The following is a 19,179-nucleotide window of genomic DNA, read 5'->3' on the forward strand; positions in this document are numbered from 1 at the left end:
GATCAGCCGGCCAGGGTGGCCGGCGGGGCTCCGCCGTCCTGGCGCCGTCGCTGGCGGGCCATGTGCATCATGGCGGCGAAGCCGGCGATGAACAGCACTTCCAGCGCCGCCAGCCACCAGAGGGCGCCCCACCTGCCCTCGCCGATGAAGATGACGGCCCCGACCGCCAGCAGCACCGTGCCGATCACCAGCACGAAGACCGCGAAGCCGATGGCCACCGCGGCGCTGCGCACCCCGGTCCGGAAGCCGAAGCCTTCCGGCCGGTGGTCGTCGGGCTCCGGGACGGCCCCGGGCCCGGTATCCTCAGGACGCAATCTCCGGATCCTCCGCCTGGATGTCCAGTTCGTTGCCCGGTATGGACGCCAGCAAGCGCCGCGTGTAGGGGTGCCGCGGGTTGGTGAACACTTCCTCCGAGCTGGCCGCCTCCACCAGTTCGCCGTCCTTCATCACGCAGACGTAGTCCGAGATCAGCCGCACCACGGCCAGGTCATGGGAGATGAAGAGGTAGCTCAGGCCCAGCTCCGCCTGCAGGTCGCCCAGCAGCTTCAGGATCTGCGCCTGCACCAGCACATCCAGCGCGGAGACGGGCTCGTCGCAGATGATCAGCTCGGGCTTCAGGGCCAGGGCGCGGGCAATCGCCACGCGTTGGCGCTGGCCGCCGGAGAGTTCGGACGGGTAGCGCCGCAGCATGTTCTGCGGCAGCGCCACCTCGTCCATCAGCTCGCGCACGCGAACCGAGCGCTCCCTCGCGCTGCCGCGGTTGTAGGTGGACAGCGGCTCCTCGACAATCCGCTCAACGGTGAACATCGGGTTCAGGGACGAATACGGATCCTGGAACACCGGCTGCACCCGCTGGCGGAAGTCCCGCAGCTGCGCCTTGGTCAGGTTGGCCACATCCATTCCGTCGAAGGTCATGGTGCCGCTGGTCGGTTCGATCAGCTTCAGCAGCATCCGGGCGGTGGTGGTCTTGCCGGAGCCCGATTCACCGACGATGGCGACCGTGTGTCCGCGCGGGATGTCGAGCGTCACGTTCTTCGCCGCGTAAAAGTCCTCGGACTGGCCGCGGATCTTGTACACCTTGGTCAGGTCGCGCAGTTCCACGATGTTGTCCGTCTTCTGCGCCTCGGCGGCCGCGGGAGCCTCGGTGACGTGTTCCTGGAAGACCTGCTCCGCCCGTTCGGCCCGCACCGCCGCGTTCCCGGTAAACGCCCCCGGCATCAGGCGCACGGCGGCGACGCTCGGCGCCGCCTTCACCAGCGCCCGGGTGTAGGGGTGCTGCGGATCCTCCAGCAGCTGCCGTGCCGGCCCGGTCTCCACCACCTTGCCGCGGTGCATCACCACCAGTTCCGACGCCCGTTCGGCCGCCAGCCCCAGGTCGTGGGTAATGAGCAGCACCGCCGTCCCCAATTCATGGGTCATCGACTCGATCTGGTCCAGGATGGTGCGCTGAACCGTCACATCCAGCGCCGACGTCGGCTCGTCGGCGATCAACAGCCGCGGCTGGCAGGCCAGGCCGATGGCAATCAGGGCGCGCTGGCGCATCCCGCCGGAAAACTCATGCGGGTACTGCTTGGCGCGTTCCCTGGCGTTGGGCAGTCCGGCAGCCTCCAGGACCTCCACAACCTTCCGGTCCACGTCCCGCCTGGTCGCCATGCCGTGAACCAGCAGGGTCTCCGCCACCTGCGAGCCGATCCTGGTGACCGGATTCAGGTTGGACATCGGGTCCTGCGGGACCAGGCCGATCTGGCGGCCCCGGATCGTGCGCATCCGATGCTCCGGCATCCCCACGAGCTCCTGGCCGTCGAAGCGGATGCTCCCGGCGGTCACCCGTCCGTTATCCGGCAGCAACCCGATCACGGCCATCGCCGTGGTGGACTTCCCGGATCCGGATTCACCCACGATCGCCAGGGTCTTGCCCGGTTCCAGGCGCAGCGAGGCGCCCTCCACCGCAGAGACTTGCCCGTAGGTGGTGCGGAAAGCAACGGCCAGGTCCCGTACCTCGAGCAGGGCCGCGTCGTCGGCATGTTCGGTCATGGTCCCATCCTGCCCCAAAGACGCGCGGATGTGGCCTATCTCTCATCGGGAATTCGCCGCGCGGGGTCGAGGACGGGAGTCGATTAGACTTGAGGATCATCCCCGCCTGCCCCGAGGAGCCTGAAGCGTGACACCACCCACCGCGCGCCGCACCGTGCTGAAGGCAGGCGCAGCGGCAGCGGCTGTGTTGCTCACCGGCTGCACCCCCGAACCGGGCAGGCCCGCCCCGTCAACCGCCCCGGCCAGCGAGCCGCCGACGGCCTCGCCCGCGGACACCACCTTCACCATGGGCATTGCCGCCGCCCCGGTGACCCTTGATCCGGCGCTGGCACTGGATACCGAGTCCTACCGGGTGACCCGGCAGATCCTCGAAACACTCGTCGGGGTGGACCCGGCGACGGGCGTTCCGGCGCCGCGGCTGGCCTCCGAATGGAGCGAAGCGGACGACGGCCGTTCCTACCGCTTCCGGCTGCGCCCGGGTGTCACCTTCCATGACGGAACGGCGTTCGATGCCGAAGCGGTCCGCGCCAATTTCGAACGCTGGTACCGGCTCCCCGGCGACGCCCGGCCGGTGGAAGGCGGGCTGGCCTTCCGGTCGGTCTTCGGCGCGTTCGCCGAGGACGAGGACGAATCGCTCTACCACAGCTGCGAGGTGCTGGGCCCGCTGGAAGTGCAGCTGAACCTGACCCGCCGGTTCACCGGCCTGGTCGCATCGCTGGCCATGCCGGCCTTTGCCATCTCCTCTCCGGCGGCGCTGAAGGCCGGGGCGGCCGACCGGCTGACGGAGGACCGCGGCGGCCACAAGGTATCCCGCTACGGATTGGCCCCGGTGGGGACCGGCCCGTTCACGTTCGCCAACTGGGAACGGGACCGCGTGGTGCTCTCCGCCTACCCGGGCTACTGGGGTGCCGCCGGCGACGTGCGCACCGTGGTGTTCAAGGCGCTCCCGCATCCGATGACGCGGTTGCGCGCCTTGGAAGCCGGGGACATCGACGGCTACGACCTGGTCACCCCGGCCACGTACGCGGATCTGGCGCGGGCCGGCATGCAGGTGTTGCAGCGTGACCCGTTCTCCGTGGTCTACCTCGGCATGAACCAGGCGGCCGACGGGCTGGACGACATCACCATGCGCCAGGCCATCGCCCACGCGATCGACCGGCAGGCGCTGATCGACAGCTTCTTCCTGCAGGGCACCAAGGAGGCCATGCAGTTCATCCCGCGCAGCCTGGGCGTGACGAATGAGACCATCCCCTACTACGCATACAATCCGGAGCGTTCGCGCGAACTGCTGGCCGACGCCCGGTACGACGGCGCCGAACTCACCTTCTACTATCCGCTGGGCGTCACGCGGGCCTACCTGCCGACCCCCGAAAAGGTGTACGCGGAGCTGAGCCGCCAGCTCACCGCCGTCGGAATCAATATCAAGCCGGTGCCCATTCCCTGGGACGAGGGCTACCTCGACACGATCCAGGGCTCCACCGACCATGCCCTCCACCTGTCCGGCATGAGCGGCAGCTACCGCGACCCGGACAACTTCGTGGGCCCGCTCTTCGGCAGCAAGTCGATGGAGTTCGGCTACGACAGCGCGCAGATCCGCAGCAAGATAGCCCGTGCCAAGACCCTCCCCGAGGGCGAAGACCGCGTGCAGGCCTACTACAGCATCAACGAGCAGCTGGCGCGGGCGGTCCCCGCGGTGCCGCTCGCGTTCCCCATCTCCGCCCTGGCCATGGGGCCCCGGGTCGTGAGCTACCCGGCCAGCCCGATGCTCGACGAGGTCTACAACAAGATCGAGCTGGGGCAGGATTGACGCCGGCTGCGGCGCCCGGTGCGTAGGTGACGGGCCGCCTCGGGCGGAAAATTGTAACGTTGGAGATCCCGCCGCGTCTGTCTACTGGGTCACATCGAAGACGGCAGATTTTAGTCTCGCTGGCGCAGGGCGCTAGGCTTCTAATTGCTGGCACAGCTGCTATTGGAGATTGAAGTTGACTGCAAACATTCCCTCGGGATCATCCCAGAACGTCGACGTCGCGCTGATTGGCGGCGGCATCATGAGCACCACCCTCGGCTCCTTCATCAAGCAGTTGCAGCCGGACTGGAGCATTAGCCTGTTCGAGAACCTGGACGAGGTCGGTCTGGAAGCCTCGGACCCGTGGAACAATGCCGGCACCGGACACGCCGCGCTCTGCGAGCTGAACTACACGCCCGCCTCGGCGGACGGTTCCGTTCCCACCGCCAAGGCCGTGGGCATCAACGAGAAGTTCAACGTCTCGCGCCAGTTCTGGTCGCACATGATCCGCGAGGGCCACATCTCGTCGCCCCGGGAATTCGTCAACCCGCTGCCGCACATGAGCTTTGTCTGGGGCGATGACCATGCTGACTACCTCAAGCGCCGCCACGAAGCGCTGAAGCAGGAACCGCTGTTCGAGCAGATCGAGTTCTCCGAAGACCACGCCGTCATCAACGAGTGGGCGCCGCTGATCATGCGGGGCCGCGATCCGCAGCAGCGCGTGGCCGCATCCCGCGTCGCCGGCGGCACCGACGTGGACTTCGGCTCCCTGACCCGGAAGCTCGCGGGCTACCTGACCGCCCATGGCGTGGAACTGAACTACGGCCACCGGGTGCTGGACGTCTCCCGCAACACCGACGGCCGCTGGACCCTGGAGATCAGGAACAACGCCACCGGCGAAAAAACCAAGGTCAACGCCCGCTTCGTGTTCATCGGAGCCGGCGGCGGCGCCCTGCACCTGCTGCAGCGCTCGGGCATCCCCGAGTCCAAGGGCTACGGCGGTTTCCCGGTGTCCGGACAGTTCCTCCGCTGCACGGACGAGACCGTCATCAACGCCCACAACGCCAAGGTCTACGGCCAGGCCTCCGTGGGCGCCCCGCCCATGTCGGTGCCCCACCTGGACACCCGCTTCGTCAACGGCAAGCGCTCCCTGCTCTTCGGCCCGTACGGCGGCTTCTCGCCGAAGTTCCTCAAGACCGGCTCGCTGCTGGACCTGCCCACGTCCGTGCGCCCGGGCAACCTGGTGCCCATGCTGGCCGTGGCCAAGGACAACTTCGGCCTGGTCAAGTACCTGGTCACCGAGGTGCTCAAGACCCGCGAAGGCAAGAACGAGGCCCTGCGCGCCTTCCACCCGGACGTTGCCGGCGACCAGTGGGAGCTGATCACCGCCGGCCAGCGTGTCCAGGTGATCAAGAAGGACCCGAAGCGGGGCGGCGCCCTGCAGTTCGGCACCGAGGTCATCGCGTCCGCCGACGGCAGCATCTCCGCCCTGCTCGGTGCCTCCCCCGGGGCATCCACCGCAGCGCCGATCATGATCAGCCTGCTGGAACGCTGCTTCCCGCTGGAGTTCAAGAGCTGGGAACCCAAGCTGAAGGACATGCTCCCCGGCTACGGCGTGAACCTGAACGAAAACCCCTCGCTGTTGGCCGAAATCACCGCCGACACCGACCGGGTACTCGAACTGGCATGATCCCCGTCCGCCCCGTACGACCGCTGAACTAAGCTTCAAGCCATGCACAAGCTGGCAACGCTGTCCCTGGCGAATCGTGCGTTGATCGCGCTGATTACGGTCTTCGTGGCCGTCTTCGGCGTGATCACCATGGGTTCGCTGAAGCAGGAACTCATCCCCTCGCTCGAGTTCCCGCGCATCACCGTTGTCAGTTCCATGCCCGGCGCGTCGCCGGAGGTAGTGGACAAGCAGGTCAGCGAACCGCTCGAACGCGCGCTCACCGCCGTCGAGGGCCTCGAGTCCTCCTCGGCGGTGTCGCGCAACGGGTTCTCCACCGTCAACCTGACGTTCGTCTACGGCACCAATTTGGACCGGGCGCGCAGCCAGGTGGACCGTGCCATCTCCAACGTCCGCCAGCAACTGCCCGACGACGTCTCGCCACTGTCGCTGGCCGGCAGCATCGATGACTTCCCCATCGTCTTCATGGCGGTGTCCTCCGACCTGACCCTGAGCGAGCTGAGCACCGAGCTGAACCGCCTCACGGTGCCCCGGCTGCAGAACATCCCCGGAGTGCGCGGGGCCGAGGTCTCCGGCGGCCCCGGCCGGCACATCGCCATAGTGCCGGACGACGATGCCATGGCGGAGGCCGGCGTCGGCGTTTCCGCCATTGTGGACAGCCTGGCCAACAGCGGCGGCCTGGTCCCCGCCGGCGCCGTGCAACAGGACGGCCAGAGCCTCTCCGTGCAGATCGGCAGCCCGCTGGACAGCTTGGCGGCCATCGAAAACCTGCCGCTCTCCCCCGCTGAAACGACGACGGCTGAGCAGCCCTCGGCGCGCTCCGCACCGGAGGCGGGGCGGGCACCCGGGCAGTTCCCCGGCCAAGGCCAGCCCGCCCCGCCGGGCAGCGGGACAGAGCAGGGCCAGGTACCCGTGCCCGACACCGTGCCCGCACCGGACCAGCCCGGCCAGGCACCGGACCCTGCGCCGGCCGACCCTGCCACCATCGGCGAGGTGGCCGACGTCGACATCGCCGACGACGAGCAGACCTCGATCACCCGGACCAACGGCGAGCTGACGCTTGCCCTGGCCGTCACCAAAACGCCGGAGGGCGACACGGTGGCCCTCTCCCACGCCATCGGCGAGTTGCTGCCCGAACTGGAGGCCGAACTGGGCGACGGCGCGCAGATCACCACGGTGTTCGACCAGGCCCCGTTCATCGAGACGTCCATCAAGGACCTGACCACCGAGGGCCTGCTGGGGCTGGGCTTCGCGGTGCTGATCATCCTGGTCTTCCTGCTCTCCGTACGCTCCACGCTGATCACGGCGATCTCCATCCCGCTGTCGCTGCTGGCCACGTTCATCGGCCTCAATGCGCTGGGCTACTCGCTCAACATCCTCACCCTCGGCGCGCTGACCATCGCCATCGGGCGCGTTGTGGACGACTCGATCGTGGTGGTCGAGAACATCAAACGGCACCTGAACTACGGCGAACCCAAGGGCGACGCCATCCTGGCGGCGGTCCGCGAGGTCGCCGGGGCCATCACCGCGTCCACCCTGACGACCGTTGCGGTGTTCCTGCCGATCGCGTTCGTCGGGAATCTGGCCGGCGAACTGTTCCGGCCGTTCGCCATCACTACCGCGCTGGCCCTGCTCGCGTCCCTGGCGGTGTCGCTGACCATCGTGCCGGTGCTGGCCTACTGGTTCGTCAAATCCCCCGCGGAGCGACACCCCGACACGTCCGCAGTGCGTGCGGCGGCCTCCGAGAAGGAACGCCGCTCGCTGCTGCAGCGCGGCTACCTGCCGGTGCTCGCCGGCACCCAGCGGCACCCGGTGATCACCACCGTGGCCGCCCTGCTGGTGCTGGCCGGCACCGCCGCCATGGTGCCGCTGCTGCAGACCAACCTGCTCGGCGACAGCGGACAGAACAGCTTCAGCCTGCGCCAGCAGATGCCGGCCGGGACCAGCCTGGAGACCACCGACGAGGCGGCCGCCCCGGTCGAGGAGCTGCTGGCCGGGATGGACGGGATCGAGGCGGTCCAGGTCACCATGGGCAACGCCGGCGGCGGCCTGGGGACGTTCCTCTCCGCGGGTGCCTCGGTGGCCCAGTACACCGTCATCACCGAGGAAGGCATTGACCAGGCGGCGCTGCGCGACCGGGTCCGCTCCGCCGTCGAAAAGCTGCCCGGCGAGGCGACGTTCACGCTGGGCACTCAGGGCGGGGGCTTCGGCACCTCCAGCACCGTGGACGTGGAGATCTCCGCGAACGGCCCGGAGGAGCTGAGGGACGCCTCCGACCGGCTGGTGGAGCTGCTGCGGGAGGTGCCGGGGGCCGCAGAGGTGTCCAGCAACCTCTCGGCGGCCGAGCCGGTGGTCCAGGTGTCCGTGGACCGGGCCAAGGCCGTGGCCGCCGGGCTGAACGAGGAGCAGGTCGCGGGCCTGCTGGCGTCTTCAATCAGCCCGCTGCCCGGCGGCACCGTGCGGATCGGCACCACCGACTTCCCGGTGCTGATCGGGGAAGGCAGCGACTTCTCCAGCGTCGAGGAACTGCGCGGCGTCGAGGTGCCCACGGCGGCCGGGCCGGTGCCGCTGACGGACCTGGCCACGGTCGAGGAAACCGACGTGCCGACGTCGATCAGCGCCAGCGGCGGCGAACGCACCGCCGTCGTCTCCGTGACCCCGGAGGGAGAGAACCTGGGTGCCCTCAGCAGCGAGGTGGCGGCCGCACTGGACGGCACCGACCTGCCGGCCGGGGTCACGGCGGAATTGGGCGGCGCGGCCACCCAGCAGGCCGAGTCCTTTGAACAGCTGGGCTGGGCGCTGCTGGCCGCCGTCGCCATTGTCTACGTGATCATGGTGGCCGCGTTCAAGTCCTTGGTGCAGCCGCTGATCCTGCTCGTCTCCATTCCGTTTGCGGCCACGGGGGCCATCGGGCTGCTGGTCATCACGCGGATCCCGTTGGGGCTGCCGTCGCTGATCGGCATGCTGATGCTGGTGGGCATCGTGGTGACGAATGCGATCGTGCTGATCGACCTCATCAACCAGTACCGGCGCCCCCACGACGGCCGGCCCGGCATGAACGTGGCGGACGCGATCACGCACGGCGCACGGCGCCGGCTGCGGCCCATCTTGATGACGGCGCTCGCCACGGTCTTTGCGCTCACGCCGATGGCGCTGGGACTGACCGGTGAGGGCGGTTTCATCTCGCAGCCGCTGGCAGTGGTGGTGATCGGCGGCCTGGTGTCCTCCACCGCGCTGACGCTGGTGCTGGTGCCGGTGCTGTACCGGCTGGTCGAAGGCCGGCGCGAGCGTCGGGCATACCAGCGCAATACACTCGAGGCAGAACTGGTTCCGGCCGGACGCTGATCCGGCTAACCCGGAACCGTGGAGGTGCTGAACATGCCAGAACCGGAAACCATGCCCGCCGGGCCGGGCCGCCTGGACCGGCTCACCGACCGGCTCCCCGCCCCGCTGCGCAAGTATGGCCAGCAGATGGGCGGGTGGCGCCGGGTCCAGCTGGCGTTCAAGACCGCGTTGGCGTGCGCCATCGCCTGGTTCATCGCCCTGCGGCTGCCCGGCGAGGTGGACCAGTACCCCTATTACGCGCCGCTGGGCGCGCTGATCAGCATGTATTCCACCGTCGCCGACTCGGTCAAGACCTCCGCGGAGACGCTGGCCGGGCTGCTGCTGGGCATCGGCCTGGCCATGCTCCTGCTCCTGACGGTCGGCCCGCATTTCGTCACCGTGGGCCTGCTGGTGTTCCTGGGCGTGCTGGTTGCGGGGCTGCCGCGGCTCGGGGCGGGCCGGGAATGGGTTCCCATGGCCGCGCTGTTCGTCCTGCTGGTGGGCGGGTCCAATGCCGGCGACTACTCGCTCGGCTATGCGGTGCAGATGGCGGTGGGGGTGGCCGTCGGCATCGCTGTGAACTTCCTGCTGTTCCCGCCGTTGAATTTCAACGCGGTGGGACGCAGCCTGCAGCAGCTGCAGTCCGACCTCGCCCGGCAGCTGGAGGACATGGCCGAGGCGCTCCGGGAGAACTGGCCGCCGGAACACAAGGATTGGGCGACGAACGGCGAGAGCATCACCCGCTTGGGCAACCAGGTGCGGCAGGCCGTGCAGGCCGCCGACCGCAGCCGCAAGGCCAATCCGCGGCGCAAGTTCCACGACCGGGACCTGGACACCGATTGGCGGAATCTACGCACGCTGGAGCGTGCCGCCTTCCATACCCAGGACATGACCGAGGTGCTCGCCGCCGTGATTTGGGACGAGACACTGCATCTTCCCGACCCCGTGCTGGCACCGATGGCCAACGCCCTGGACGCCACGGCCGAGGCAATCAGGAGCATGACCGCCGAGGACCTGCCGGACAAGCTGGAGGCCGCGCGCGATGCACAGCACCGCCTCACCGGAGTCGTCGCGGGCTCGGTGTCCGCGGAGTCCCCCGCCACGGCGGCAGGATCCGTGGCTGTCAGCCTGGAACGCATACTGGCCGCGCTTGGCCGGCACGTGAAGGACCGCTCCGGCGGCCAGGCCCCGTAGCGGCGCGGGTACCTCCCCTCTCAAGCCGGAGGGTGCCGGCCCGCCGAGACGCCCCCAGCGGCGCGGGTACTTCCCCTCTCTCTACCCCGAGTGTATCGGCCTGCCCGGCCGGCCAATCCCATTCGATGAAACGTTGAACCGGCAGCAAGGGGTTCCTCTTGCCGGGAAATTCGAGTTTTATGTACCTACTCGTGTCGAGCAGCTGGCACTAAGATCCTCCGGACCGGGAGAATGATGTGTCGGATCTGGGCGAGAGCCTCCCCTCCGTGCCTGGCCGCGTTGCCGCTGTTCCCTTTGTCGGCGCATTTGAGAGTACGTACCTGCCGGTACACCGCCGGGACGTGGCGGAGCTGACCGGAAGCTGCGCCCACTGGGGCCGCCACCTGGACCACATGCGCGCAGCAGGCGTAGGCAGCGTGCGGTTTCCGATTCGCTGGCACCGCGTGGAAACAGAGCCAGGCGAGTTCGATTGGTCCGAGACCGACCGGCAGCTCCAGTTCCTGCGGGTCCGCGGCATGGAGCCAATCGTCGACCTGGTGCACCACACGAGCTACCCGCAGTGGCTCGACGACGGTTTCAGGGACCGGAGGTTTGCGCCCGCTTTCCTGCGGTATGCAGAGGCCGTGGCCCGGCGCTATCCCTGGCTGACGTCCTACACGCTGTTCAATGAGCCCTTCGCCACCCTTTTCCTCTGCGGCCATGAGGCCTTGTGGCCGCCCTACGACAGGGGAATCGACGGTTTTGTGCGCCTCGTTCGCAACGTCCTGCCGGCCATCGCGGAGGCGGCCAGGTGCTGGTCGGAGCTGCTGCCCGAAGCCCGCCACGTCTGGGTGGATACCTGCGAACACCATGACGGAACTGCGGGTGGCCCGGCGGAGTACGCGGCTCTCGCCAACGACCGGCGCCACGTGTTGCTGGATCTGGTGCTCGGACACGATCTGACCGAGGGCCGCCCCTTCCTGAGGGAGATCGTCAAGCACGGCGGCGAAGACTTGCTTCACCTGGACCCCGTTCGGGTGGACGTTCTCGGCCTCGACTATTATTGCCACTCCGAATGGTGGTATGAGGAGTCCCGCGCCCATGCGCCATCGCCCCACCCGCTGGGTTTTGCGGCCGTGGCCGAGCACTACGGCTCCCGCTACGGGCTGCCGATGCTCCTGAGCGAGACCAACATCCGGGGAACGGCCTCCGACCGCGCGTCCTGGTTGCGATACACCCTTGAACAGTACGAACTGGCTCTCTCCCGCGGGATCCGGCTCGAGGGGTACTGCTGGTTTCCCTTCGTGGACTCCTGCGACTGGGACTCCATGCTCGCCCGCGCCGCCCGCCGCCCGGACCCGGTCGGCGTCGTGGGCGCCGCCGCGTGGGGAAGCCGGACGGCCACCACCTGCTTCACGGACGCCTGGATGGCTGCGGCATCCGGAACCCCCAGCCGCGACCTGCCCGCGTACCGATTTCAACCGCCGTGCGACAGCCAGCTCCGGGGGCTGCTGCCCCAGATGAGCCACTGGCCCTGGCGCGATCCTCCCGAAGAGGAGATCGTCCCGCCCGCCCGCAACGCCGACGAAGAGGAACACAGGATGAACCCCTTGGAAGACCCTGACTTGGTCGTGCTGTCCCACCTGAGGTGGACCTGGGTCTGGCAGCGCCCGCAACATCTTGTCTCCCGGTTTGCCGCCGCCCGCACCCGGACCGGTGCCCGCACATGGTTTCTGGAGGAACCACTGCCGGCCAAGGTCGAACAACCGGTCCTGCGGCACCAAGACGTGGACGGCATCACCAGGGTATGGCTTGAAATTCCCTCGGTTGACGGGCAATTGGCCGCCCCGGGATTCGACGCACCCGGCGCGGAAGAATACGGCGCATTGTTCCGCCACTTGCTGGCGACCCACGCACGGCCGGCCTCGCCCGACGTCTTGATCTATACGCCGATGGCGCTGGAGATAGCGCGCGCGCTCGAGCCCGGGGCCCTCTGCTATGACGTCATGGATGATTTGGCGTCGTTTCGCCATGCCCCCAAAGCCATGCAGACCCGGCAACGCCAGGCGCTGGCGGAATCCGATGTGGTCTTTGCGGGAGGCGCCTCCTTGCACCGCAGCGTCAGCCGCTACGTGGGCGATTCCTGCCATCTCTTTCCCAGCGGTGTGGACGCCGCGCACTATGAAACCTCCCGGCTGCTCCGCGAGGAGCGGGCGCCCGGCCTCCGGAAGGTGGCGGGCTACGTGGGCGTCATCGACGAGCGGCTCGATCTTGGCCTGCTGGAGGAGCTCGCCGCGATGCTTCCCGACTGGTTGTTTCGGATCGTGGGACCGGTCGCCAAGATCGATCCGGCCACGCTGCCGCAGGCTCCAAACATCGAGTACACCGGAATGGCGGAATACGCCGAGTTGCCCGCCGTCATGGCCGAATTCGACGTTGCCTTGATGCCCTTCGCCATGAACGAGGCGACACGGTCGATCAGCCCGACGAAGACCCTCGAGTATCTGGCCGCCGGCCTTCCCGTGGTGTCGACGCCCGTTCCGGATGTGGTCGCCGGGTACCGGGGGCTCGTCCACATCCAGGAGGACGCCGCAGGCTTCGCCGATGCCATCCAGACCGCGCCGGGTGATTCCCCGGCCGAACGGGACCGGCGAATGCGGCCCTTGCAGAGACTCCTCGGCTGGGATGCGATTGCCGGACAAATGCACCGTTTGATCTCTCAGGGAGCCGCGGCAGGAGAACTGGCGGAAGAAGAAACGGCATGAGCTCGCGGGCCGAGCGCCAACGCTCCGACGTGGAGGATTTGGAACGCGCCCACGAACGCGGAGTCGGCGCGGCAATAGCCGGCCTGCAGGACGCCGCGCTGGGCAGGAGACGCCTGACCGGCCCTGCCGTTCCGGCGCTCGCCGAGGCAGCCGTTAGTTCGGCCACGCCGTACCTTCGGGCACCGTTGCTGGCGAGGATTTCCGCCGGCCTCATGCTTCATCCGCCGGCCGGCGACGAACAGGGAGAATGCGCAACCTGCGGCACCCCGGCCCCGTGCCTGACCGCCGAGGCGCTGAAATGGTAGCGGCCGGAGACCACGGTCCCGACCTCATTGTCGTCGGCGCAGGCCTCTTCGGACTGACCGTTGCCGAAACCGCCGCACGTGAGTACGGGGCCCGCGTGCTGATACTTGAACGCCGTTCCCACCCGGGCGGCAACGCCTGGTCCGAGGAGGAACCGGAGACCGGGATCGAAGTCCACCGGTACGGGGCGCACCTGTTCCACACGTCGAATGAACGGGTCTGGAACTACGTCAACCGGTTCACTTCGTTCACCGGCTACCAGCACCGCGTGTTTACGGTCTTTAAGGGCAATGTGTATCCGATGCCCATCAACCTGGGCACGATCTGCGCCTATTTCGGCCGCCACCTCTCGCCGGACCAGGCCAAAGAGTTGATCCGCCACCAGGCGCAGGAAGTACCGGCCTCGGCGGCCGGCAACCTGGAAGAGAAGGCCGTCTCGTTGATCGGCCGACCGCTGTACGAGGCCCTGGTGCGCGGCTACACGGCCAAGCAATGGCAGACCGACCCGCGGGAACTGAGCCCCGACATCATCACGCGGCTGCCCGTGCGCTACACCTTCGACAACCGCTACTTCACCGACACCTACGAGGGCCTGCCGACGGAGGGCTACGGCACCTTCCTTGGCGGCTTTCTCCGGTCGCCCTTGATCGACCTGCAACTGAACACCGATTTTTTCCACGTCCGTCCGCACCTCCCGCCCGACGTGCCCGTCGTGTACACGGGGCCGCTGGACCGCTACTTCGGATACTCGGCCGGGGCCTTGTCCTGGCGCACCCTGGACTTCGAGCAGGAAGTCCTGCCGATCGCGGATTTTCAGGGCACGCCCGTGATGAATTACGCCGACGAAGACGTCCCGTGGACCCGCATCCACGAATTCCGCCATTTCCATCCCGAACGGCAGTACCCCGATGACCGCACCGTGATCGTCCGCGAATACTCCCGGACGGCGGGCGCGAACGACGAACCGTACTACCCGATCAACACCAGCCAGGACCGGGACAAGCTCAGGACGTACCGTCGCCTCGCGGGGCAGGAACCGAACGTGTTCTTCGGGGGCCGCCTCGGCACCTACAAGTACCTGGACATGCACATGGCCATAGCGTCGGCGCTGGGTTTGGTCGACAACTCGATCGGCCCCCTGCTCGGTCGCTCGTCGGCCTAACCCGGGCCCCGCTCCTTGCCGCATCAAGCCGGCGGTGCGCATGCCGGGAAAGCCATTCCGGGACCACCCGCGGCACGGTGACCGGTCCGACAACCTGTCCCGGAATTTTTCCGCGTGCCTGCCGTTAACCACAGTGAATGCAAATGCATGTAAACTGATGCGTAGCAAGCACCACGAAAGGTACATCATGGAACTCGGCGTATTCAGCGTCAGCGACGTCACCCTGGACCCGACCACCAACCGCATGCCCACCGAGCGCGAGCGGATCAAGGCGTCGGTCGCCATTGCCAAGAAGGTCGAAGACATCGGCATGGATGTCTACGCCATCGGCGAGCACCACAACCCGCCGTTCTTCTCCAGCTCCCCCACCACGCTGCTGGCCTACATCGCCGCGCAGACCGAGCGGATCACACTGTCCACCGCCACCACGCTGATCACCACCAACGATCCCGTGAAGATCGCCGAGGACTTCGCCATGCTCCAGCATCTGGCCGACGGCCGCGTGGATCTGGTGCTGGGCCGCGGCAACACCGCCCCGGTCTATCCCTGGTTCGGCAAGAACATCCAGGACTCGCTGGAGCTGACGGTAGAAAACTACGCCCTGCTGCGCAAGCTCTGGGACGAAGAGGTCGTCAACTGGCAGGGCAAGCACCGCACCCCGCTGCACAACTACACCTCCACGCCCCAACCCCTGGACGGCGTTGCGCCCTTCGTCTGGCACGGCTCGATCCGCACGCCCCAGATCGCGGAGCTGGCGGCCTACTACGGCGACGGCTTCTTCGCCAACAACATCTTCTGGCCGAAGGAGCACTACATGCAGCTCATCGGCCTGTACCGCGAGCGCTACGAGCACTACGGCCACGGCACCGCCGACCAGGCCATCGTGGGCCTGGGCGGACAGTTCTTCATGCGCAAGAACTCGCAGGACGCGGTCAACGAATTCCGCCCCTACTTCGACAACGCACCCGTCTACGGCCACGGACCGTCGCTGGAGGACTTCACCGCGCAGACCCCGCTCACCGTCGGCAGCCCGGAGCAGGTGATCGAGAAGACCCTGGCCTTCGCCGACTACTTCGGCGACTACCAGCGCCAGTTGTTCTTGATCGACCACGCAGGACTGCCCCTGAAGACCGTGCTGGAACAGCTGGACCTGTTCGGCGAAGAGGTGCTCCCGGTGCTGAAGAAGGAGTTTGCCGCCCGCAAGCCGGCGCATGTTCCGGAAGCCCCGACCCACGCCAGCCGCAAGGCCGCCCGCGACGCCAAGGAAGCGCCCGCCGAGTCGGTGTCCCATGGCTGATTCATCCGGTCCTGAGATCAGGACGACGGCGGCTGCTTGGGAATCGCTGTTCCGCACCCAGGTGGCGGTAATGCGCCGGATGCAGCAGCTGCCCGAGTTCAGGAAACTCGCCATGCGCGAGTACGACGTCCTGTTCAACCTGAGCCGGTGCCCGGGCGGCTGGAGCCGGCTGAACGAGCTGAACGAGGCACTGTTGATCAGCCAGCCGAGCCTCAGCCGGATGGTCGACCGCTTGGAGAAGAAGGGCCTGGTCCTCCGGCGCACGGCCCGCAACGACCAGCGGGGCATCGAGATCTCGCTGACAGACGAGGGCCGCGCGTTGCAGAAGGAGATCGGCCGGCAGCACGTCAAGCACCTGCATTCGATGCTCGCCCCGCTGCTGTCCGAGGAGGAATTCGGACAGCTCCAGGAGCTGACCGACAAGCTGCGGGCCGGCCTGGCGAACGATTGAAGCCGCCCGGCGGGGTGCCGGCGGCTCAGGCGGGCGGATCTTCAGCGACCTGCAGGGTCATGATGACCTGCCGCAGCGTCTTGAAGTGCTTGCCGGAGACGTAGCTCTCCGCCTCCGCGATGAGGCCGTAGGCATCCAGCAGCCCGGTCTCGTCGCCGGGCGCCGGAGTGCCGTGGCGGACGGCCGTGCCGAAGGAGTAGGTGCCGACCGGGTCCGGACCGTTGACGGTGTTTTCCACCAGGCAGGCCTGGAAGCCGTCGCCGGCCGTTTTGTCGGTCAGCCCCATCGACCCGAAGTACCGGTGGCCCAGCAGCGTCCGGTAGACGAACAGCGGCTCGACCGTGTCGTCGGACGGCACGGCGGGCACCTTCGCCGGCTCGCTGACCAGCACGCGCAGTTCGGTGACGGCGCCCTCGCAGGCGGCCTTGGGCAGCTTGAGCCGGGTGTGCAGTTCGGCGGCCAGCTTGCCGGAAGAGTCCCGGATGTCCAGGTGCAGCCCGTCGTCCGAGGGCTGGGTGGGCTTGACCTGCCGCTGCACCACCCACTCGCCCGGAACCTCGAAACTGATCACTCGGTCCGGATCGGTGTAGACCTTCCAGCCGTCGATCGTCGCTTTCCGCACGGGCTCCTTGCCGGGCGGCGCCGCGGGTTGTCCGGCTGCGTCCCCGCCGGCCGCACCCGACGGCGACGCACTCGCTCCGGCCGACGCGCCGCCGTCGTCGGGCAGCAGGCCGCAGCCGGACACGAGCGCCACGCACAGCGCCGCGGCGGCACCCCGGCCCGGAATCCTTCGCCTGATCATGCTGCGCTCCCCTCCGGTCCGTGAGGACTCCACCGTACCCAGCGGGAGGACCGGTCCGGTATAGGACCGCGCCGTGTCCCGGGGCGTCGTCGGGAACCTCAGCGCCGCAGCGCCTGGACCTCTTGGACGGCGGCGACGACGGAGCGGGCCGCCAGGGCGATCTCGGCTTCCTTCACGCCGGCCGTGAAGGTCAGCCGCACCGCGGTCTGCGCCACGGACGGTTCGATTCCCATGGCCAGCAGCACCGCGGACGGCTCGTCGGAGCCGGCGGCGCAGGCCGACCCGCTGGAGCAGACCACCCCGCGGCGTTCCAGTTCCAGCAGCACCGCCTCGCCGGAGGTTCCCGGGAAGCAGAAGGAGGCGCTGGCGGGCAGCCGTTCGCTGCGATGACCGGTCAACATGGTCCCGGGCAGTTCCCGCAGGACGGTGTCGATCAGGTAGTCGCGGTAGCGCGTGAGCCGGCCGGCGTCGGCCGCCCGCTCGCCCCCGGCCAGCGACAACGCGGTGGCGACGGCGACCGCGCCGGCAACGTTCTCCGTGCCGGACCGCCTGCCGCGCTCCTGCCCGCCGCCGTGCAGCACCGGCTCCAGCGGGACCCGGCCGGAGACATACAGCAGCCCGCAGCCCTTGGGCGCGCCCAGCTTGTGGCCGGACACGCTGAGCGCGTCCGCCCCGAGCTCTGCGACGTCCAGGTCCAGCCAGCCGGCCGCCTGCACGGCATCCGTGTGGAACGGGACCCCGGCGGCCCGGCAGAGCCTGCCGATGCGCCCGACCGGCTGGATGGTGCCCACCTCGTTGTTCGCGTACATCACCGTGCACAGCGTGGTGTCGTCGCGCAGCGCGGCCTCCAGTTCGTCCACGCGGACCATGCCCGTGGCATCGACCGGCACCCGGGTGACCTCGAAGTCATGGAACCGGGCCAGGTAGTCGACCGCCTCCAGCACCGAGGGGTGTTCCACGGCGCTGGTGACGACGTGCCTGCCCCGCGGGGAAGCGAGCGCAATGCCCTTGACCGCCAGGTTGTTGGACTCGGTCCCGCCGGACGTGAAGAGGATCTCGCCGGGGCGGCAGCCCAGCACCCCGGCGGCCGTGCCCCGGGCATAATCGAGTGCCCGCAGCGCCGCCTCTCCCACGGTGTGGTGGCTCGAGGGATTGCCGAAGTCCTGCGTCAGTGCCGGCCACATGGCCTCCAGCACCTCGCGGCGCACCGGGGCGGTCGCCGCAGCGTCCAGATAAATCACGACGACGACGCCCCTTCGGCCGCCTGCCCCGCGGCAATGCGGATGTCCAGGCCCAGGTCCAGCGACCGCACGCTGTGAGTGAGCGCGCCGGACGAGATGACGTCAACCCCGGTCCGGGCAATCCGGCCGACGGTCTCCAACCGCACGTTGCCGCTGGCCTCGACGATCGCACGTCCGGCCACCCGGGCAACGCCGGCGCGGAGTTCGTCCACGCTGAAGTTGTCCAGCATGATGGTGTCCACGCCCGCGGCCAGCACCGGCTCGATCTGCTCGGCCCTGTCCACCTCCACCTCGAAGTGGACGGTGTGCGGGAGCCTGGCCTTCGCCTCCAGCAGCGCCTCGGTCAGGTCCCGGCTGCCATCGGCGGTGAGCACGGCCAGGTGGTTGTCCTTGGCCATCACTGCGTCGGAGAGCGAATAGCGGTGGTTGTGTCCGCCGCCGCAGCGCACGGCATAGCGCTCCAGCGCCCGCAGGCCGGGGGTGGTCTTGCGGGTATCCACCACCCGGGCCGCCGTACCGGCCACTTCCCGGACGAAGGCCGCGGTCTGCGTGGCGATGCCGCTCATCCGCTGCAGCAGGTTCAAAGCCACCCGTTCACCCAGCAGGATGGAGCGGGCGTTTCCGGTCAGGACGGCCAGCACCTCGCCGGCCCCGAAGGCGGCGCCGTCGCCGGTTTTCAGCTCCACCCGCACGTCGGGATCCACCTGGCGGAAGACCTCGGCCAGCACCGGACCGCCGGAGAACACGCCGGGCTCGCGGGCCGCCAGCTCCGCCGTGGCGGTGGCGTCGGCCGGAATCAGCGTAGCCGAGGTGACGTCGCCCCACGGCGCGTCCTCGGCGAGCGCCCCGGCGACGATTCGCTCCATGGCGGTCCGGTCGATCGGCTGGATATGGTTCATGGCTGCTCCTGCAGGACTGGCTGGGACGTGGGGGAAGACATTGGGGAAAAGGTGGCGGGGGCGGGGACCGCGGCGGCGTTCACATAGGCCAGGTGCCGGCGGTGCGCCGGGGCCCGGGTGTGATCGCTGCGGTAGTGGGCGCCGATGCTGTCGCGCCGCGCGGCGGCGGCCGCAACCACCAGCCGTGCCACCGTCAGCAGTGCGGCGTCCTCGGCCGAGGCGGCGTCGGTGACGGGCACATGCCACCGCGCCAGC

14 protein-coding genes and 1 pseudogene are annotated in these 19,179 nt (G+C 68.5%); 9 read left to right on the plus strand and 6 right to left on the minus strand.

Features of this window, described 5'->3' with window-relative positions; genetic code table 11:
• Positions 1–2 precede the first annotated feature (2 nt).
• The gene (locus AC5RUH_RS06250) at positions 3–314 is read right to left on the minus strand and encodes a hypothetical protein (RefSeq protein WP_494000058.1); all 312 of its coding nucleotides are present in this window, start codon (positions 312–314) and stop codon (positions 3–5) included.
• A complete protein-coding gene (locus AC5RUH_RS06255; RefSeq protein WP_494128158.1) occupies positions 304–2,034 on the minus strand; it encodes an ABC transporter ATP-binding protein in 1,731 nt (576 codons plus the stop codon). The genes AC5RUH_RS06250 and AC5RUH_RS06255 overlap by 11 nt, the downstream gene beginning before the upstream one ends.
• A gap of 127 nt (positions 2,035–2,161) precedes the next feature.
• On the opposite strand from AC5RUH_RS06255, the gene AC5RUH_RS06260 reads away from it, so the two are divergent.
• The 9 genes from AC5RUH_RS06260 (at position 2,162) to AC5RUH_RS06300 (ending at position 15,982) form a co-directional block, all read left to right on the plus strand.
• On the plus strand, positions 2,162–3,841 hold the full coding sequence (locus tag AC5RUH_RS06260) for an ABC transporter substrate-binding protein (RefSeq protein ID WP_494012379.1): 1,680 nt from the start codon (positions 2,162–2,164) through the stop codon (positions 3,839–3,841).
• Positions 3,842–4,016: 175 nt separating this feature from the next.
• Positions 4,017–5,510, plus strand: a complete 1,494-nt coding sequence (locus AC5RUH_RS06265) for a malate:quinone oxidoreductase (protein ID WP_494128159.1) — start codon at positions 4,017–4,019, stop codon at positions 5,508–5,510.
• 42 nt (positions 5,511–5,552) lie between these two features.
• A complete protein-coding gene (locus AC5RUH_RS06270) occupies positions 5,553–8,852 on the plus strand; it encodes an efflux RND transporter permease subunit (RefSeq protein WP_494128160.1) in 3,300 nt (1,099 codons plus the stop codon).
• 33 nt (positions 8,853–8,885) lie between these two features.
• Positions 8,886–10,025: an FUSC family protein gene (locus tag AC5RUH_RS06275; RefSeq protein ID WP_494012382.1), complete on the plus strand. Its 1,140-nt coding sequence runs from the start codon at positions 8,886–8,888 to the stop codon at positions 10,023–10,025.
• Positions 10,026–10,366: 341 nt separating this feature from the next.
• A complete protein-coding gene (locus tag AC5RUH_RS06280; RefSeq protein ID WP_494128166.1) occupies positions 10,367–12,769 on the plus strand; it encodes a family 1 glycosylhydrolase in 2,403 nt (800 codons plus the stop codon).
• Positions 12,766–13,074 (plus strand): hypothetical protein, encoded by a 309-nt coding sequence (locus AC5RUH_RS06285; protein ID WP_494128161.1) that lies wholly within the window; start codon positions 12,766–12,768, stop codon positions 13,072–13,074. The genes AC5RUH_RS06280 and AC5RUH_RS06285 overlap by 4 nt, the downstream gene beginning before the upstream one ends.
• Positions 13,068–14,234, plus strand: a complete 1,167-nt coding sequence (glf, locus tag AC5RUH_RS06290) for a UDP-galactopyranose mutase (protein ID WP_494128162.1) — start codon at positions 13,068–13,070, stop codon at positions 14,232–14,234. Before AC5RUH_RS06285 ends, glf begins: the two co-directional genes overlap by 7 nt.
• A gap of 187 nt (positions 14,235–14,421) precedes the next feature.
• Positions 14,422–15,531 carry an LLM class flavin-dependent oxidoreductase gene (locus AC5RUH_RS06295; protein ID WP_494128167.1) on the plus strand — a complete coding sequence of 370 codons (1,110 nt, stop codon included), beginning with the start codon at positions 14,422–14,424 and terminating at the stop codon, positions 15,529–15,531.
• Complete coding sequence (locus AC5RUH_RS06300) at positions 15,524–15,982, plus strand: MarR family winged helix-turn-helix transcriptional regulator (RefSeq protein WP_494000068.1); 459 nt, start codon at positions 15,524–15,526, stop codon at positions 15,980–15,982. The genes AC5RUH_RS06295 and AC5RUH_RS06300 overlap by 8 nt, the downstream gene beginning before the upstream one ends.
• 25 nt (positions 15,983–16,007) lie before the next feature.
• Here the strand turns inward: AC5RUH_RS06300 and AC5RUH_RS06305 are convergent, their stop codons facing one another.
• The 4 genes and pseudogenes from AC5RUH_RS06305 to AC5RUH_RS06320 form a co-directional block, all read right to left on the minus strand.
• A complete protein-coding gene (locus AC5RUH_RS06305) occupies positions 16,008–16,784 on the minus strand; it encodes a hypothetical protein (protein ID WP_494128163.1) in 777 nt (258 codons plus the stop codon).
• A gap of 98 nt (positions 16,785–16,882) precedes the next feature.
• Positions 16,883–18,025, minus strand: a complete 1,143-nt coding sequence (locus AC5RUH_RS06310) for a cysteine desulfurase family protein (protein ID WP_494128164.1) — start codon at positions 18,023–18,025, stop codon at positions 16,883–16,885.
• Positions 18,022–18,924 (minus strand): carboxylating nicotinate-nucleotide diphosphorylase, encoded by a 903-nt coding sequence (gene nadC / locus AC5RUH_RS06315; RefSeq protein WP_494000071.1) that lies wholly within the window; start codon positions 18,922–18,924, stop codon positions 18,022–18,024. Before nadC ends, AC5RUH_RS06310 begins: the two co-directional genes overlap by 4 nt.
• Positions 18,921–19,179, minus strand: a pseudogene (locus AC5RUH_RS06320) (hypothetical protein); the annotation flags it as partial. The gene nadC and the pseudogene AC5RUH_RS06320, both read right to left, overlap by 4 nt.

It is taken from the genome of Arthrobacter sp. Y3223166 (assembly GCF_059090935.1).

What these genes read in the sequence shown, in the direction of transcription:
- AC5RUH_RS06255 (WP_494128158.1), bottom strand. Translation starts at nt 2,034, where the DNA reads ATGACCGAACATGCCGACGACGCGGCCCTGCTCGAGGTACGGGACCTG.
- AC5RUH_RS06270 (WP_494128160.1), top strand. Translation starts at nt 5,553, where the DNA reads ATGCACAAGCTGGCAACGCTGTCCCTGGCGAATCGTGCGTTGATCGCG.
- AC5RUH_RS06275 (WP_494012382.1), top strand. Translation starts at nt 8,886, where the DNA reads ATGCCAGAACCGGAAACCATGCCCGCCGGGCCGGGCCGCCTGGACCGG.
- AC5RUH_RS06285 (WP_494128161.1), top strand. Translation starts at nt 12,766, where the DNA reads ATGAGCTCGCGGGCCGAGCGCCAACGCTCCGACGTGGAGGATTTGGAA.
- glf (WP_494128162.1), top strand. Translation starts at nt 13,068, where the DNA reads ATGGTAGCGGCCGGAGACCACGGTCCCGACCTCATTGTCGTCGGCGCA.
- AC5RUH_RS06295 (WP_494128167.1), top strand. Translation starts at nt 14,422, where the DNA reads ATGGAACTCGGCGTATTCAGCGTCAGCGACGTCACCCTGGACCCGACC.
- AC5RUH_RS06300 (WP_494000068.1), top strand. Translation starts at nt 15,524, where the DNA reads ATGGCTGATTCATCCGGTCCTGAGATCAGGACGACGGCGGCTGCTTGG.
- AC5RUH_RS06305 (WP_494128163.1), bottom strand. Translation starts at nt 16,784, where the DNA reads ATGATCAGGCGAAGGATTCCGGGCCGGGGTGCCGCCGCGGCGCTGTGC.
- nadC (WP_494000071.1), bottom strand. Translation starts at nt 18,924, where the DNA reads ATGAACCATATCCAGCCGATCGACCGGACCGCCATGGAGCGAATCGTC.